This window comes from Thermobispora bispora DSM 43833, assembly GCF_000092645.1.
Taxonomy (GTDB): Bacteria; Actinomycetota; Actinomycetes; order Streptosporangiales; family Streptosporangiaceae; genus Thermobispora; species Thermobispora bispora.
In genome coordinates this window covers 222,958-238,799 of record NC_014165.1, presented here as the reverse complement: position 1 = coordinate 238,799, position 15,842 = coordinate 222,958, and the positions used below count along the sequence as shown (strand labels likewise).

Below are 15,842 nucleotides of genomic sequence, written 5' to 3'. Positions count from 1 at the left end.
CTCCCATCTCATCGGCCGGGCCGGCAGGCCACGACGCTGTGGCGCTCAGCCGGCGATGAGCTCCTTGGAACGCTCGAGGTTGCGCTCGTACTCTTCCTTGGCCGCCGCGAGCAGGTCACGCCAGGAAGTGACGTCGGGCCGACGCCGGAGCAGTGCGCGGCGCTCCCGTTCGGTCATGCCGCCCCAGACCCCGAACTCGATCCGGTTATCGAGGGCGTCGGCAAGGCACTCGGTACGGACAGGGCATCCCCGGCAGATCAACTTCGCCCGGTTCTGGGCCGCTCCCTGCACGAACAGCGCATCGGGGTCCGCATTTCGGCAGGCCGCACGGGAGGTCCAATCCGTAATCCACATGTTTCGACCCCACTCCCCTTCGGTGGTCAGTCGTTGTGTCGGCCGACGGGCGCGGGCGTCGAGCCTCCTTTGCAGTTGCCGCACTGAAGAACGTACGCAAGGACCCGATTGAGGCGACAGGCCCCACGGGGACCAAATTCTTACATGGTCATGTCAGGCCACATGGCCGGGATGGACTAGTTACCCCCGCGTCCGGGTAATCTGCGGTCGTCCAGTGAGTTCGAATACGGTCACGAACCCGGCGTAACCTGGAAAACGTGCAAACCAACGGCAAACCCAAAGCGTCCGTTCGAGGCGGAGTACTGCGGCTCCTCGGCGCCGCCGGTGTGGCGGGGGTGCTGACCGCCGGCATCGCGCTGCCCGCGGTCGGCACGGTCGGCATGACCGCCAAGTCCGCCACGGAGGCCCTCCACCTCGCGCCCGAGGAGCTCGACGAGCCACCGCTGCCCGAGAAGACCGTCCTCCTGGACGCCGACGGCAAGCCATTCGCACAGTTCTACTACCAGAACCGGGAGTCGGTGACCCTCGACAAGATCGCGCCGATCATGCGCAAGGCGATCGTCGCGATCGAGGACTACCGGTTCTACGAACACGGGCCCCTGGACCTGGAGGGCACCGCCCGCGCGCTCATCAAGAACATCGTCTCCGGCGGTGTCACCCAGGGCGGGTCGTCGATCACCCAGCAGTACGTCAAGCAGGTTCTCTACAACAAGGCCGAGACCGAGGAAGAGAAGGCCGCCGCCGTCGCGCCGACGCTCTCGCGCAAGCTCACCGAGATCCGGTACGCGATGGCGATCGAGCAGAAGTACACCAAGGACGAGATCCTCGAGCGGTACCTCAACATCGCGTACTTCGGCGCCGGCGCGTACGGCATCGAGGCGGCGGCGAAGCGGTTCTTCGGCAAGCACGCCTCCCAGCTCAACCTCGCCGAGGCGGCCACGCTCGCGGGAGCCGTGCAGAACCCGAACGCGACCGACCCCAACCGCGGCAAGCGCTTCCGCGACCGCCTGCTGGCCCGGCGCAACGTGGTGCTCGACCGGATGGCCGAGCTGAAGATCATCACGCCGGAGGAGGCCGAGAAGGCCAAGGCGCAGAAGCTCGGCTACAAGGACGTGCCGATCCCCGGCGGCTGCGAGCAGAGCGAGTTCCCGTACTTCTGCCTCTACGTACGGAACGAGATCCTCAACAACCCGCAGTTCGGCAAGACCCAGAAGGCGCGCTCGGACTTCCTCGCCCGGGGCGGGCTCACCATCAAGACCACGCTCGACCGGAAGATGCAGCGCGCCGCCGAGAAGGCGATCCGCAAGTACGTCCACCCGACCGACAACCCGGTCGCCGCGGAGGCGCTCGTCGAGCCGGGCACCGGCGCCATCAAGGCGATGGCGGCCAGCCGGAAGTTCGGGACGAACCGGAAAAAGAAGGAGATGTCCATCAACGTCGTCGCCGATGCCGAGCACGGCGGCGGCACGGGCTTCCAGGCCGGCTCGACCTTCAAGATGTTCACGCTCGTCACCGCCCTGAAGAAGGGCTACAAGTTCAACGACGGCTTCAACGTCGGCCCGACCTATGTGGCGCGGAGCCCGCACGACTTCAAGGACTGCCAGGGCAACTCGGTCGGCGACACCCGGACCCCGCTGCACAACTCGGAGGGCGGCCGCGGCGGCTTCCTCACCCTGCAGACCGGCACCTGGAAGTCGGTGAACACGTTCTTCCTCACCCTGGAGCAGAAGGTCGGCCTCTGCGACGTGGTGAAGACCGCCAAGGACTTCGGCATCAAGCGCGCCGACGGGCAGAAGCTCCAGGAGTTCGAGCCGTTCACCCTCGGCTTCAACGAGATGGACCCGGTGACCGTGGCCGCCGCCTACGCCACGCTCGGGGCGCGGGGCAAGTACTGCAAGCCCATGGCCATCACCGAGATCATCGACCGGTACGGCCGGTCGACGAAGTTCAAGCCGCAGTGCAAGCAGGTGGTGGAGCCGGAGGTCGCGGACGCGACGACCTACATCCTCCAGGGCGTGTTCACCAAGGGCACCATGGCCGGGGTCGGCGGCATCGGCCGGGACGCGGCCGGGAAGACGGGCACCGGTGACGTGTCGCGGACCGCGTGGTTCGCGGGGTACACCCCCGACCTCGCCGGTGCGGTCAGCCTCGGTGACCCGCGCGGCCCGGTGCGCTACCCGCTGAGCGGGCAGGTCATGGGCGGCCGCCGGTACGGCTCCGTGTACGGGGCGACCATCCCCGGCCCGATCTGGAAGGAGACCTTCCTCGAGGCCCTCAAGGGCGTTCCCCCGTCGTCGTTCGTGCCGCCGGACATGTCGCGGTTCGGCGGGTGCAGCAAGCAGTGCGCGCCTCCGCCGAAGAAGCGGGACAAGGACGGCCGCGGGGATGAGCGCGGCGGCCGCGGAGGCGACCGGGAGCGGGGCCGCGGCCCCGGGGACAGGCTCGACCTCTTCGGCGGCGACAACCCGTTCGAGTGACGCCGGCCCGCCGCGGCGCCCGCGGCCGCGAGGCCGCCGCGGCGGATGAGCGCGGTCCCGCCCGGACCGGCTCATCCGTCAGCGGGCCGGTCAGCCGGAGAGGCGAGCCCGGACCGCCTGGGCCACCCGCGCCCCCTCGGCCCTGCCGGCGATCCGCGGGGTGAGCACCTTCATCACCTGGCCCATGGCCTTGGGCCCCTGCGCCCCGGTCTCGGCGATCGCCTCGTCGATCAGCTTGTTCAGCTCCTCGTCGGAGAGCTGGGCGGGCAGGTACTCCTCCAGGACGGCGAGCTCGTCGAGCTCGGCCTGGGCCCGGTCGGCACGGCCGGCGTCGGAGAACGCGGTGGCGGCCTCGCGCCGCTTCTTCGCCTCCTTCGTCAGCACCTTGATGACCTCGTCGTCGGAGAGCTCGCGCGCCTTCTCGCCCGCGACCTCGGCGACGTTTATGGCGGCGAGGGCCATGCGGATGGTCCGCATCCGCACCTCGTCCCGCGCCTTCATCGCCGCCGTCAGATCGGCCTGGAGCCTGTCTTTCAACGCACTCATGCGTCCATCTTGCCGCCAGCGCAACCCGATCTTCACAGGCGATTGGCGGGAGGCCTCTCCCGTGTCGGGCATGATGTGCAGTGTGAGAAGAGCTGCCGCGGCTTCGCTCTCGCTGCTCGGGCTCGGCGCCGCCGGGCTCGGCTATGCCGCCGTGTTCGAGCGGAACTGGTTCCGCCTTCGCCGGTTCGACGTGCCGGTCCTCGAACCGGGCCAGCGCCCGATCCGGATCCTGCACATCTCCGACCTGCACCTCACGCCCCGCCGCACCAGGCTGATCAAGTGGGTGCGCTCCCTGGACCTGCTCAACCCGGATCTCATCGTCAACACCGGCGACACCATCGCGCACCCCGACGCGGTCGAGGCGTACCTGCGGGCGGTGGAGCCGCTGCTGGAGCGGCCGGGCGTGTTCGTGTACGGGTCCAACGACCTGTACGCGCCCCACTTCAAGAACCCGGCCCGCTACCTGTGGCGCACCTCCAAGGGGGACGTGCGGCGGAACACCCCGGACCTGCCCTGGGAGGAGCTCGGCGCGGCGATGACCGCCGCCGGCTGGCTGGACCTGAACAACAAGACCGCCCGGCTCAAGGTCGGCGACCTCGACGTGCACGTAGGCGGCATCCACGACTCCCACATCGACCGGGACCGGTACGACGAGATCGCCGGGCAGGCCCCGGCCGACGCCGACCTCCGGATCGGCGTCATGCACTCGCCCGAGCCGCGGAACCTGACGCGCTTCGCCGACGACGGGTACGACCTGCTGCTCGCCGGGCACACCCACGGCGGCCAGATCTGCATCCCGTTCTACGGCGCGCTGGTGACGAACTGCGGGCTCGACACCGCGCGGGTGAAGGGCCTCAGCCGGCACGGCCGCGCGTGGCTGCACGTCTCGGCCGGCCTCGGCACCTCGCCGTACGCGCCGGTCCGGTTCGCCTGCCCGCCCGAGGCATCTCTGCTCACTCTGGTGCCCCGGCGGCCGGTCGGCCGCGCGCGTGGCACAAGTACCGCCAAAGTTCGCTAGACTTGCCGTGGCACAGGGCGACGCGCCCACCGGGGTGTAGCGCAGCTTGGCAGCGCGCTTCGTTCGGGACGAAGAGGTCGTCGGTTCAAATCCGGCCACCCCGACCAGCTCGAAGGCCCTGCCCGCACCGCGGGCAGGGCCTTCGTCGTGGTCGCGGACGGAACCGTACGCGCCGGCCCCGGCGCGGGGCGGGCCCGGTCCGGCACCTACGGGTTTTCCTCCGGCCGGCCCGGCTCGCCGGGTCCGGTCCCCGGGCGACGGCCGCCCGCCGGCCTCGCCCATCGATTCCGCGCCGGGACGGCGGGCCGTACGGCAAGAGCGGTGCTCTCGTTTGCCGGATCTACCCGTGTCCCGTCGCGGTTGACCCGTGCACTACCCATACGCAGGCGAACGAATAGGTACACATCTAGGGGATTTCCCGGTCCCCCTTCCGGTGGGCGCACAGGCACTCTGGAAGAGTCATCGAGTCATGGCAGAGAGGGGACGCCCATGTCCCATGAGCCACCGTCCACGAAGGCCCGGGAAGCCGCCTTCTCGCTCGCACTCCGGTCACGGCATGGGCGGAGACCCCACGACGCGGCCGGGCGCGCCGGTGACGGCCGGCCGCCGGGCCCGCGGAACGCGCCGCGCCGCCCGGGGATCGCGAGGTGTGCCATATGAGCCACATCGCCACCACACCCAGGCTGGAGATGGCCGAGCACTTCACCACGGCCGGTGAACCCAGGTCCGCGTGGCTCGGCATGACAGAGCTCTACCGGCGGTTCAGCCGCTTCGTCCTCCGCATCATGGGCGGCTCCAGGGTGCAGACCGAGTCGTGGCGGCTCTCCGCCGACCTGCACGCGGCCGCCCGAGCCCGGCGGCTCACCCGGGACCAGCTCATCGCCTGGGGCCTGGGCCACCTCTCGGACACGGCGATGCTGCTCGTCAGCGAACTCGTCACCAACGCGCTGCGGTACACGCCCGGCCCGATCTCGCTCACGATCACCCGCATGGACGGGGTCGTGCGCTGCGAGGTGGCGGACAGCGGCGGCGAGATCCCCCGCTGTGACACGAGCGAGAACCTCACCCTCGAGGAGGAGGGGGGCCGTGGGCTGATGCTCATCGACATCCTCTCCAGCCGGTGGGGCGGCAGGACGACCGCCGCGGGCAAGGTCATGTGGTTCGAGCTGAGGGCGGACCGGCTGCGGTGACCGTCACGCCTTGCCGTTCCTCGTCTGCTCGTTCAGCCATGTGGCGATCTGGGTTCGGGAGCTGAAGCCCAGCTTGTCGAGGATGTGCTCGACGTGCCCTTCCGCGGTGCGCGGGGAGATGACCAGCGTCGACGCGATCTCCTTGTTGCTCAGGCCGCGCGACACGAGCCGGGCGATCTCCGTCTCCCTGCGGGTGAGCGGCGGCACCTGCCCGTTCGACGCCGCGGGCACCGGCTCCTCGGGGGCCTCCAGCTCGAGGACGAAACCGGCCGCCTCGTCCGGGGCGAGCCGGGCGCCGCGCGTGACCTCGGCCGAGAACGCCTTGGTGCCCAGGGCCTTCACCGCCTCGGCCTCGCACACCCTGCTGTGCCGGCGGAGCCACCGGAACTCGACCATCGACACGTCGTCCGACCACGGCGGGCTCTTCAGGATGCCGAGGAGGCGGGCGACCCGTGCGTACCGCTCCTCGCTCCCGGCGATCCACGTGAGGACCTCCAGGTTCATGCCGCAGCCGGTGTAGTCGTCCATGACCCGGTTGCTCTCCAGGCTCTGCTTCTGGAGCGCCGCGGCGCGCTGGAGCTCCCCCCGCCGCCAGGCCTCGATGCCGAGCACCATCAGCGCGTACGCCCGGTACCGGACGTCCCCGTGCGCCTCGCAGACCGCCACGGCCTCCTCGCCGAGGGCCTGGGCCTCCTCCCCGCGGCCCTGCACCGAACGCGCCAGGCAGAGCCGGATGAGCGCGAGCGCCACCCCAACGTGATCGCCGAGCCGCCGGCACCGGTCCGCCGCCTTCCGGTAGAGCACGGCGGCCGTGGCCGCCTCGCCCCGGCTCATGGCGAGCATGCCCGAGCAGAGGTCGGCGTAGGCGAGGTCGTAATCGGAGCCGGTCCGGGCGGCGATCTCCCGGCACTCCGCGAGCATCGCGGCGGCCGGCGCCTCGTCCCCCTGCATGAGGGACATCCAGGCGCACCCCCACAGGGCCCGGGCCCGGAGCACGGTCGGCGCCGTGCAGAGCGCCAGACCCTGGGCGAGCCAGCCCCGGCCCTCGCGCGGGTGGTACCTGATCCAGTGGTGCAGGAGGTGGGTGGCCATGGCCAGGCCGGTCTCGGCCTCGCCCGGCTCCGCGAAGGACCACTCCAGCGCCTTGTGCAGGTTGCCGTCCTCGGCGTGCAGCCGTACGTGCCAGTCGAGCTGGGCCGGCCCGAAGTGCCGCTCCCACGCCTTCCGCGCGAGGTCGCGATAGTGGTCCCGGTGCCGCCTCCGCCAGATCGCCTCCTCCCCGGACTCGGCGAGCCGCTCCCTGCCGTACTGCCGGATCGTGTCGAGCAGCCGGTACCGTGCCTCGTGATACCCCTCCTCCCTGATCAGCACGGACTTCTCCACCAGCCCGGTGATCAGGTCGATGACCTCGGCCTTGCCGATGCCGTCGCCGGAGCAGACCTCCTCGGCCGTCTCCAGGGTGAAGCCGTCGCTGAACACGCAGGCGCGCTGCCAGAGCAGCCGCTCCTTCGCGGTGCACAGGTCGTGGCTCCAGTCGATCAGCGCGCGCAGCGTCCGCTGGCGGGGCGGCGCGGCGCGCGATCCCGTGGTGAGCAGCCGGAAGCGGTCGTCCAGCCGCTGCAGCAGCTGCTCAACGGAGAGGGCGCGCAGCCGGACGGCGGCGAGCTCGATCGCGAGGGGCAGCCCGTCGAGGCGGCGGCAGATCTCCAGCACGACCGGCAGGTTCGCCTCGGTCACCGCGAAATCCGGGCGTACGGCGGCGACCCGCTCGGCGAAGAGCCGGACCGCGTCCGACTCCGCGGAGCACGTCAGCGGCCCGGCCCCGGAGACCGGCAACGGGGCGAGCTCCAGGGTCTGCTCGCTCGCGATGCCGAGCGGCTGCCGGCTGGTGGCGAGGATCCGCAGGTCGGGAAGGGCGCGCAGCAGCCCGTCTGCGAGCACGGCGCAGTCCTCGAGGAGGTGCTCGCAGTTGTCGAGCACGATGAGCATCCGCCGATCCGCCAGGTGCTCGATGAGCACATCGACCGGCGACTGGGACGGGGGGATCCGGATGCTGTGGGTGTCGGCGAGCGCCTGACCGATCAGCGCGGGCTCGTCCACATCGGCGAGCTCGACGAAGCACACCCCGCCGGGGAAGGCCCGCCGTACGTCGAGGGCGACCCGGAGGGCGAGGCGGGACTTCCCCACCCCTCCCACGCCGGTGATGGTGACCAGCCGGGCGACCGAGAGCAGACGCCGGGCCTCGGTGGTCTCCCGCCGCCGCCCGATGAAGCTCGTCACCTCGGCCGGTAGCCGGTGCTCTGCGCCCGCTCTCAGCGGAACCACGGCCATGGCCTTCCGCCCCCCGTCGCGGATGTTCGGACCGGCCTACGCTACCCCCAAAAACCGCGCTACCGTGCTATCTCCCCAAGATTGGTGCTCTTTAGCAAAAATTTCGGCTTGCTCCGAAGGGCGAATCAACGGGCAGGCCAGGGGCGGCCCATGCTCCGCACCGCTCCGGCGATCGCCGCGGCGTCGTCCCACGTACGGCCGGCCACCTCGATCGAGATCAAGGTTCTCCGGCGGGCGGCCCGCCCCGGGCTTCCGGATTTCCGGAAAGCGGCATGACGGGTTCTCGCAAAGACCGCTTTTCCACGTGGCCGCGGAACGGCGGCCGGGGACGAGGCAGGCATGGAAGTCCGGGCCTGTGCGAATACCGCCGGGTTTCCGGGCGAATAGGGCCCGGACTTGCACAGAGGACGTCCTTCTCTCCGCGAAACATGAGATCATGACGTCGCGGGCCCGGCGGTCCACGAACAGCGCATGTGTTCAGTTCCTCGCACCCTTTGACCCCGTGAATCGGCTGCGGGGAAAACGCCGAGCAACGGGCCGGGAACGAGCCGGTATCTGGCGGAGGTCACATGGCACGGAGTGGGCGTAGGGATCAGCCGATCGACCGGCGACTGGGGCCGATCGCCGAGTTCGTCGACGACCTACGCCGGCTGCGGGGCGACCGGTCGCTGGAGGCGATCGGGAGCCGCATGGGGTACCACCCCAGCACGATCTCCCGGCGGCTCAATCCCAAGGAGCTGCCGCCGTGGGACTTCGTCGAGCGCTACGTGAAGGCGTGCGGAGCGGATCCCGGGCCGTGGCGCGCCCGCTGGCGCGATATCCAGGAGGCCGATACCGCCCGGCCGGCTCCCGCGGAGCGGCGGGACGCCGCCGGCGAACCGCCGGCCGAGCAGGCGCGGCACGTCGCCGGAGCCGCGGAACAGGCCACCGGGAGCCAGGCGAGCACCGGCACGGCCCCCGGGCAGGACCACCGGAGCACCGGCGAGAGCACCGAGCACGACCAGCGCGGCCCGGGCGAAGCCGTGGGGCGGACCACCGGAGACGATCAGAAGGCCGCCGGGCACGCCACCGGCGACCGGCCGGTCTCCGGCGAAGCCGCGCAGCGCCCGGCCGAAGGCCGTCCGGACGCCGCCGGAGCCGCCGAGCCCGCGACCCGGCCGTACGCCGCAGGGAACGCACCGAATTCCCCGGAACGGCCTCCATACGCCGCCGTACCCGCGGAGCACGCCGCCGGGCAGGCGCCGTCCGGGCCGGACGGCGCGGCCGGCTCGCCCACGCCGCCGGGATCCGGGCGGAGGAGGATCGGTTTCCCGGTCACGATCGCGGCGGTGGCGGTCGTCTCCATCGGGCTGGCCCTGTATTTCACCTTCACGCCGGACGATGAGGAGCCTCCGCGGACGTTGACCGCGTCGCCGACCTCCGCTCCGTCCGAGCCGCCGGCGGGACACGGATTCACCATGAGAATCGAGCGAATGGCGTTCCGGCTATTCTCCCGCGAGTGGACGATGACGGCCCCGGGCGACATCGAATTATGGTCGAACAATCAGTGCCCGCAGGGGACCGCGCATTATTGGGTCGCACTCCGCCCGAATGGTGAGCCGGTGCAATTCGCCTGCAACTCCTGGCAGTACCACAAGTGGATCGGCGTTCCCGCGGGCACCTACCACCTGGAGACGTGGAAGGATCACGACGGTAACGCGATCCACGGCTCGGGGGTGCTGCGTTCGAGCGTGCCCATCGTGGTGCACCCCAAGGTGACCCCGGCGCAGACCGCCTCTGCGTCCCCGGACGCGGATGCCCCGGCGGCTCCGGGGGCGGAAGACGAGCGGTCCCCGGCGCCGTGAGCGAGGGCGGGCCGTCCGCCCGCCGGCGGGCCCGTCCCCCGGCCCCGGATCCGGGGAAACCCTGGGTCAGGCCGGCGCGCCCGCCGACGGCCCGAGGTAGAAGGTCCCGCCGGTGGCGCGTGCCCGCGCCCCGGCGGTGATCCGGGCCAGCAGGAAGCCCGGCACCAGCTCCCGGTCCTTGATCTCTTCGGCGGTGAAGTAGCCGTACTCTTCGAGCTCCTCCTCCTGCAGGACCACCTCCGCGCCGTCGGGCACGGTGCCGCAGTCGAAGAGGAAGTGGATCAGCGGGTACGGCCGGCCGTCGAACGGCGGCACCCACTGGACGACGAGCAGCCGGCCCACGGGGAGGGTGAGCCCCAGCTCCTCCTGGAGCTCTCTGGCGCAGGCGATCTCGGGGTGCTCATCTTCGTCGATGTGCCCGCCCGGCAGGCCCCAGTGGTCCCGGTAGTTGGGCTTCACCAGCAATACCCGGCCCGCCGCGTCGGTGATGAACCCCGCCGCGGCCGCGAGCACCTTGTTCAGGCCGGCGTAGAAGGCTTCGGGTGGGATCACGACCGTGCCACACCGGAGAAACGACGCATATCTGTCAGCCTAACGGAGATCGCGGCCGCGCGGCCCGGAGGAAAGATCTCCTATCCCCGAGGCCTCAGGGAGATCCCCTACCCCTTGAGGAGGGAATGACCCCCCGGATCTCGCTCCGGTGGACGATGGCCCTGCCCCGGCGGCAGTACCCCCGAAACGGTCCAAGCGTCCGATGTGCACCCCTTGATCGATTTCTACCGTTGCCGGGTGGAGGGGTGATCATCATGCGTCAAAGGAACTTCGCGGCCGCGATCGGGGGGTGGAGCGCCCGGCACCGCTGGTGGGCGCTGCTGATCTGGGTCGTGTTCGTGGCCGTGGCGACAGTGGCGGGCAACGCCGTCGGCACCGCGGAGATGGAGCGGTGGGAGGCGTTGAACGGCGACTCCCGCGAAGCCCTCCGGATCCTCGACGAGGCGGGCTTCCCGAGGGTCGCCGGCGAGTTCGTCCTGGTGCAGGCCCGGCAGGGGTCGCTCACGGCCGACGACCCCCGGTTCCGCCAGGCGGTGCTCGACGTCAAGAGCGCGGTCGAGGCGACCGGCGAGGTCCAGAACGTGCGCACGCCGTACGACCCGGAGCCGTCCCCGGTCACCCAGGACCGGCGCACCGCGCTGATCCGGTTCGAGATGAAGGGTGACGCCGCCACGGCGAAGGACCGGGTCCGGCCGGTGCTCGACGCGGTGGCCGGCGTGCAGCGGGCCCATCCGGAGCTGCGGATCGAGCAGGCCGGGGATGCGAGCAGCGACCTGCTGATCAACGAGGCGATCGACCGGGACTTCATGCGCGCCGAGCAGCTCTCGATCCCCATCACCGTCGGCATCCTGCTCGCCGCGTTCGGCGCGCTGCTCGCCGCGCTGGTCCCGGTCGCCCTGGCGATGACGGCGATCTTCGCGGCCACGGGCCTGCTCGCCTTCACCAGCCAGCTCCTGCACGTCCACTCGCTGACCGCCAACCTCATGCTCTGCATCGGGCTGGCGGTGGGCGTCGACTACTCGCTCTTCTACATCATGCGGCAGCGCGAGGAGCGGGCGAAGGGCCGCGACCCGCGGCGGGCCATCGAGATCGCGGCGGCCACCTCAGGCCGCGCGGTGCTGATCTCCGGCATCACGGTCATGGTGGCCATGGCCGGGATGTTCCTCACCGGCAGCGGGATCTTCATGGGCTTCGCCGAGGGCACCATCCTCGTGGTGTTCACCGCCGTCCTCGGCTCGCTCACCGTCCTCCCCGCACTGCTCTCGCTGATCGGGGACAAGATCGACTCCCGGCTCATCCACGGCACGGTCCGGGCGGCCACCGGCGGCCGGATCACCTGGCGCCGGGTGCTCGGGGTGCGCGGCGGCGAGAGCCGCCTGTGGAGCGCGATCCTCAAGCCGGTGCTCCGCCGCCCCGGCCTCTCGGTGGTCGTCGCCGGCGGCCTGCTCGCCGCGCTCGCGGTCCCGGCCCTCGGCCTCAAGACCGGCCCCGAGAGCATCGACGACCTTCAGGGCGACTACTCGATCGCCGAGACCTTCAAGCGGATCAACAGCGCCTTCCCCAGCGGCACCGACCCGGCCGTGGTCGTGGTCAAGGCCGCCGACGTGACCGCACCCGAGTTCACCGCCCGGATCGAGGAGTTCAAGCGGCGCGCGCTCGCCACCGGCCAGACCAACGAGCCGATCAACGTCGTGGTCAACCCCGACAAGACCGTCGCGATGATCACGATCGGCATCAAGGGCACCGGCACCGACGCCGTCTCCGAGCAGGCGATCCGCACGCTCCGCGAGCAGGTCATCCCCGAGACCCTCCCCGGCGCGCACGTCACCGGGATGACGGCCAACGGGATGGACTTCGGCGAGCAGCTCCGCCGCAGCCTGCCGCTGGTGTTCGGGTTCGTGCTGCTCTTCGCGTTCCTCCTGCTGCTGGTCTCGTTCCGCTCGGTGGTGATCGCGATCACGTCGATCGCGCTCAACCTGCTCTCCGTCGGCGCGGCCTACGGCGTGCTCGTGCTGGTCTTCCAGAAGGGGTACGGCGAGAGCCTGCTGGGCTTCCGCTCCACCGGGGAGATCACCGACTGGGTGCCGCTCTTCCTGTTCGTGATCCTCTTCGGCCTCTCCATGGACTACCACGTGTTCATCCTCAGCCGGATCCGGGAGGCGTACGACAGTGGCATGCGCACCGAGGACGCGGTGGTCACCGGGATCACGAGCACGGCCGCCGTGGTCACGAGCGCGGCGATCATCATGGTGGCGGTGTTCGCGACCTTCGCCACGCTCTCCCTGCTCCAGTTCAAGGAGCTCGGCTTCGGGCTCGCCGTGGCGGTCCTGATCGACGCGACGATCGTCCGCGCCGTGCTGCTCCCCGCGGCCATGCGGCTGCTCGGCGACCGGAACTGGTACCTGCCGCGCTGGCTCGGCTGGCTGCCCACGCTCTCGCACGGGGACGAGCAGGAGAAGGAGCGGACGCCCGCCCTCGTCGGCTGACCCGGCTCCACGCACGGCTCCCGCTCCCTGGGAGCCGTGCGTCTGCCGTCGCACGGCCGGCGCCCGAGGCCCCGTGGCGCACGCCGGGGCCTGGTTCCCCGTGGCGCACGCCGGGGCCCGTGGTCCCCGTGGCGCGCCGGGCCAGGGCTCCGCCCCCGCCAGTGCGTTGACCAGGGAGGGACGCCCCGTGGCGCGCGCGCCGGGGAGGGTAAGCCCTCGCGCCCGCCCGTACCACGGCCCCGGCGTACGGCCCGCCCGGCTGCGGTGCCGCCGGAGCCGCCGCATGCGGTCCGCGGCCGGCGCGTCAAGATGGTTGGGTGCTCGCGGACGTCATCGGCTACCTCATCTGCCCGGTCTGCGGTTCGGCGGTGGCGCTGACCGGTGGCGCGGTCCGGTGCGAGCGGGGGCACTCGTTCGACGTGGCCCGGCAGGGGTACGTCAACATGCTCACCGGGTCGAAGCCGCCCGGCACGGCCGACACACCCGCGATGGTCGCGGCCCGGGCCGCGTTCCTCGGGGCCGGCCACTACGCGCCGCTCGCCGGCCGCCTCGCCGAGCTGTGCCGTGGCGCGGCCGTGGTGGCCGACGCGGGCGCCGGCACCGGCCACTACCTGGCGCGGGCGCTGGACGACCGGGCGGTGGGCATCGCGCTCGACGTCTCCAAGCACGCGCTCAAGCGGGCCGCGCGGGCGCACCCCCGCATCGGCGCCGTGGTGGCCGACGTGTGGCGGCGGCTGCCCGTCCGCGACCGGTGCGTGGACGTGCTGCTCAACGTCTTCGCCCCGCGCAACGCCGCGGAGTTCGCCCGCGTCCTCCGGCCGGGCGGCACGCTGATCGTGGTCACGCCGACGGACGGGCACCTGCGGCCGTTGGTGGAGCGGCTGGGGCTCCTCTCCGTGGACGAGGAGAAGGAGCGCCGGCTCGAGGCCGCCCTCGGCGGCCGGTTCACCCGCACCGGGCACGAGATCATCGAGCTGGACCTGGCGCTCGGCCACGACGCGGTCGAGGCCGTGGTGGCCATGGGGCCGAGCGCGTGGCACACCGACCCGGAGACGCTCGCCGGCCGGATCCGCGGGCTCCCCGGCACGGTGCGCGTCGCCGCGTCGTTCCGGGTGACCACCTGGCGGGTGACCGAGCTGACGCCGTGACCGTGTGACGTGTGCGCCGCCTGATTCACCGCCGGGGCGGCCATTCGATCGCCGGGGTTCCTGCGCCGGGCGTCGTGGTCCACCGGGCGTCCGCGCCACCGGCCGCACGGCGCCGGATCGGCTCCGGGGCAGGCCGTGTCCGCGGGGCGCGGGCGGGCCGGAAGCTCTGGAAGATGGGCCTGGTGCTGGGAACACCGGGTCCGCGTGCCTTGACGGGCCGGTGCCCGTCAGGGCACGCGCAGCGCGAGGATCGCCACGTCGTCGGTGCTCGGCTCGGCCGCGAACTCCTGTACGGCACGGCGGATCCGCTCGGCCACCGCCCGCGCGGACAGGCCGGCGCAGTCCGCCAGCAGCCGGGCCAGGCCGCCGTCGTCGTCGAGCAGCCGTGAGCCCGACCGGCGCTCGGTCACCCCGTCGGTCACGGCGAGCAGCACGTCGCCGGGGTCGAGGTGGACCCGCTCCGCGGCGTAGTCGGCCTCGGGGAAGATGCCGAGCAGGGTCTGGGGCGTGGCGACCGGCTCCACGGTGCCGTCGGGCCGTAACCGGAGCGGCTCGGGGTGCCCGGCGGAGAGCAGCGTGAGGTCGACGCCGTTCTCGCCGGACGCGATCTCCCCGTGGAGCAGGGTGAGGAACCGGGCCCGCTCCCCCTCCTCGAGGATCGCCTGGTTGAGCCGGCCGACCACCGCGGCCACGCCGTACCCCTCCCGGGCGAGCAGGCGGAGGGTGTGGCGGGCGAGACCGGTGACGGCCGCCGCCTCCGGCCCGGTGCCGCACACGTCGCCGATGGCGAACCGCCAGGCCCCGTCGCCCACCGGGAACAGGTCGTAGAAGTCCCCGCCGACCTCGTTGTCCTCACCGGCCGGCTCGTAGATGACGTGGAAGTCGAGGCCGGGGATGACCGGGAGCTCCGGCGGCAGCAGGCTGCGCTGGAGGGCGAGCTTCGCCGCGGCCTGCCGGGCGTAGAGGCGCGCGTTGTCCATGGAGAGCGCGGCGCGGCGGCTGAGGTCCTCGGCGATCTGCACGATCTCCTCGGGGAAGGTGTCCCGGCGGCCCAGGCGCATCACGCCGAGCCGCCGCCCCCGGGCGGTGAGCGGGAAGGCGAGCGTCTGCCACTCCCCGATCTGCTGGAGTTCCGGGCCGTCCGCACCGGCCTCCGGGAGGTCGCTGAGCCGCCGGCGGAGCCGATCGAGCTGGGTCTCGTCGGCGTGCCACACGTAGGCGAGCCGCAGCGGCCCACCGGCGTGCTCGGCGGTGTGCACCGCGCACCAGGTGGCGAGGCGGGGGACCACCACCTGGGCGATGATCGCGGGGACCATGTCCGGGTCGAGCGTCCCGGCGAGCAGGTCGCTCGCGTCGGCGAGGAAACCGAGCCAGCCGGCCCCGTGCCGCGCCTCGGCGGCCCGTTCCTCACCCGCTTCCGGTGCGCGCTCCTCCTCGGGGAGGTCGATCGTCGCCCACCGGGCGCGGACCCCCGGTCCGTAGGCCTCCCCCCACTCGCTCGCCCCGGCCGGGGAGGCGGGCGTTCTCTCCTTCGGCTTCTCCCGCACCTCGAGCCGGATGCTCTGCCCGCAGTGGATCCAGGCGAGCTCGACCGGCTCACCGGTCCGGTCGGCGAGCAGCTCCTCGACCAGCCGCTCGGCCCGGGCGCTCACGGACATGACCGCCCACGCGGTCAGCACCTCGCGGGTGAACCGCTTCGCCTCGGGCAACGCCGTCTCGCCGGGCGCGATGGGGGCGGCGAGAACGGCCTGTGGAATGGTCACCATGCCCTCTCTACCACATCGAGGTTGACCGTACGTCAAGGGCATGTCCACAACAACTCACAGAACATGACAGACTGGCGTTAATCCAGGTGGTGAGTCTCCGCGCGCCCGCCGTACCTCCTGGAGCCGAGCC

General features: G+C 71.8%; 11 protein-coding genes and 1 tRNA gene. 7 read left to right on the top strand and 5 right to left on the bottom strand.

Translation table 11 applies throughout. From position 1 onward, the window contains the following. Window positions 1-45 precede the first annotated feature (45 nt). Complete coding sequence (locus tag TBIS_RS01000) at window positions 46-354, bottom strand: WhiB family transcriptional regulator (RefSeq protein WP_013130461.1); 309 nt, start codon at window positions 352-354, stop codon at window positions 46-48. Window positions 355-689: 335 nt separating this feature from the next. Here TBIS_RS01000 and TBIS_RS00995 point away from each other — a divergent pair, with 335 nt between their 5' ends. Further along, window positions 690-2,831 (top strand): transglycosylase domain-containing protein, encoded by a 2,142-nt coding sequence (locus TBIS_RS00995; protein WP_241019804.1) that lies wholly within the window; start codon window positions 690-692, stop codon window positions 2,829-2,831. 90 nt (window positions 2,832-2,921) lie between these two features. Here the strand turns inward: TBIS_RS00995 and TBIS_RS00990 are convergent, their stop codons facing one another. Continuing rightward, window positions 2,922-3,377: a GatB/YqeY domain-containing protein gene (locus TBIS_RS00990; RefSeq protein WP_013130459.1), complete on the bottom strand. Its 456-nt coding sequence runs from the start codon at window positions 3,375-3,377 to the stop codon at window positions 2,922-2,924. A 73-nt stretch (window positions 3,378-3,450) separates the two neighbouring features. On the opposite strand from TBIS_RS00990, the gene TBIS_RS00985 reads away from it, so the two are divergent. The 3 genes from TBIS_RS00985 to TBIS_RS00975 all read left to right on the top strand — a co-directional run bounded on the left by TBIS_RS00985 (window position 3,451) and on the right by TBIS_RS00975 (window position 5,585). After that, complete coding sequence (locus tag TBIS_RS00985) at window positions 3,451-4,395, top strand: metallophosphoesterase (RefSeq protein WP_050760599.1); 945 nt, start codon at window positions 3,451-3,453, stop codon at window positions 4,393-4,395. A 30-nt stretch (window positions 4,396-4,425) separates the two neighbouring features. Next, window positions 4,426-4,502: transfer RNA gene (locus tag TBIS_RS00980), tRNA-Pro, on the top strand. Between the two features lie 549 nt (window positions 4,503-5,051). After that, the gene (locus TBIS_RS00975; protein WP_013130457.1) at window positions 5,052-5,585 is read left to right on the top strand and encodes an ATP-binding protein; all 534 of its coding nucleotides are present in this window, start codon (window positions 5,052-5,054) and stop codon (window positions 5,583-5,585) included. 3 nt (window positions 5,586-5,588) lie between these two features. Here the strand turns inward: TBIS_RS00975 and TBIS_RS00970 are convergent, their stop codons facing one another. Next, window positions 5,589-7,865: an ATP-binding protein gene (locus TBIS_RS00970; RefSeq protein WP_242384292.1), complete on the bottom strand. Its 2,277-nt coding sequence runs from the start codon at window positions 7,863-7,865 to the stop codon at window positions 5,589-5,591. Window positions 7,866-8,485: 620 nt separating this feature from the next. Between TBIS_RS00970 and TBIS_RS00965 the strand changes: the two genes are divergently transcribed. Continuing rightward, complete coding sequence (locus tag TBIS_RS00965; RefSeq protein WP_013130455.1) at window positions 8,486-9,760, top strand: transcriptional regulator; 1,275 nt, start codon at window positions 8,486-8,488, stop codon at window positions 9,758-9,760. 66 nt (window positions 9,761-9,826) lie between these two features. Here TBIS_RS00965 and TBIS_RS00960 read toward each other — a convergent pair whose 3' ends face one another. Further along, window positions 9,827-10,312 carry an NUDIX domain-containing protein gene (locus tag TBIS_RS00960; RefSeq protein WP_013130454.1) on the bottom strand — a complete coding sequence of 162 codons (486 nt, stop codon included), beginning with the start codon at window positions 10,310-10,312 and terminating at the stop codon, window positions 9,827-9,829. 254 nt (window positions 10,313-10,566) lie between these two features. Between TBIS_RS00960 and TBIS_RS00955 the strand changes: the two genes are divergently transcribed. Continuing rightward, on the top strand, window positions 10,567-12,798 hold the full coding sequence (locus tag TBIS_RS00955; protein WP_013130453.1) for an MMPL family transporter: 2,232 nt from the start codon (window positions 10,567-10,569) through the stop codon (window positions 12,796-12,798). A 317-nt stretch (window positions 12,799-13,115) separates the two neighbouring features. Beyond that, a complete protein-coding gene (locus tag TBIS_RS00950; protein ID WP_013130452.1) occupies window positions 13,116-13,946 on the top strand; it encodes a putative RNA methyltransferase in 831 nt (276 codons plus the stop codon). A 227-nt stretch (window positions 13,947-14,173) separates the two neighbouring features. Here TBIS_RS00950 and TBIS_RS00945 read toward each other — a convergent pair whose 3' ends face one another. Continuing rightward, window positions 14,174-15,712, bottom strand: a complete 1,539-nt coding sequence (locus tag TBIS_RS00945) for a PP2C family protein-serine/threonine phosphatase (RefSeq protein ID WP_013130451.1) — start codon at window positions 15,710-15,712, stop codon at window positions 14,174-14,176. Between the last annotated feature and the right edge of the window lie 130 nt (window positions 15,713-15,842).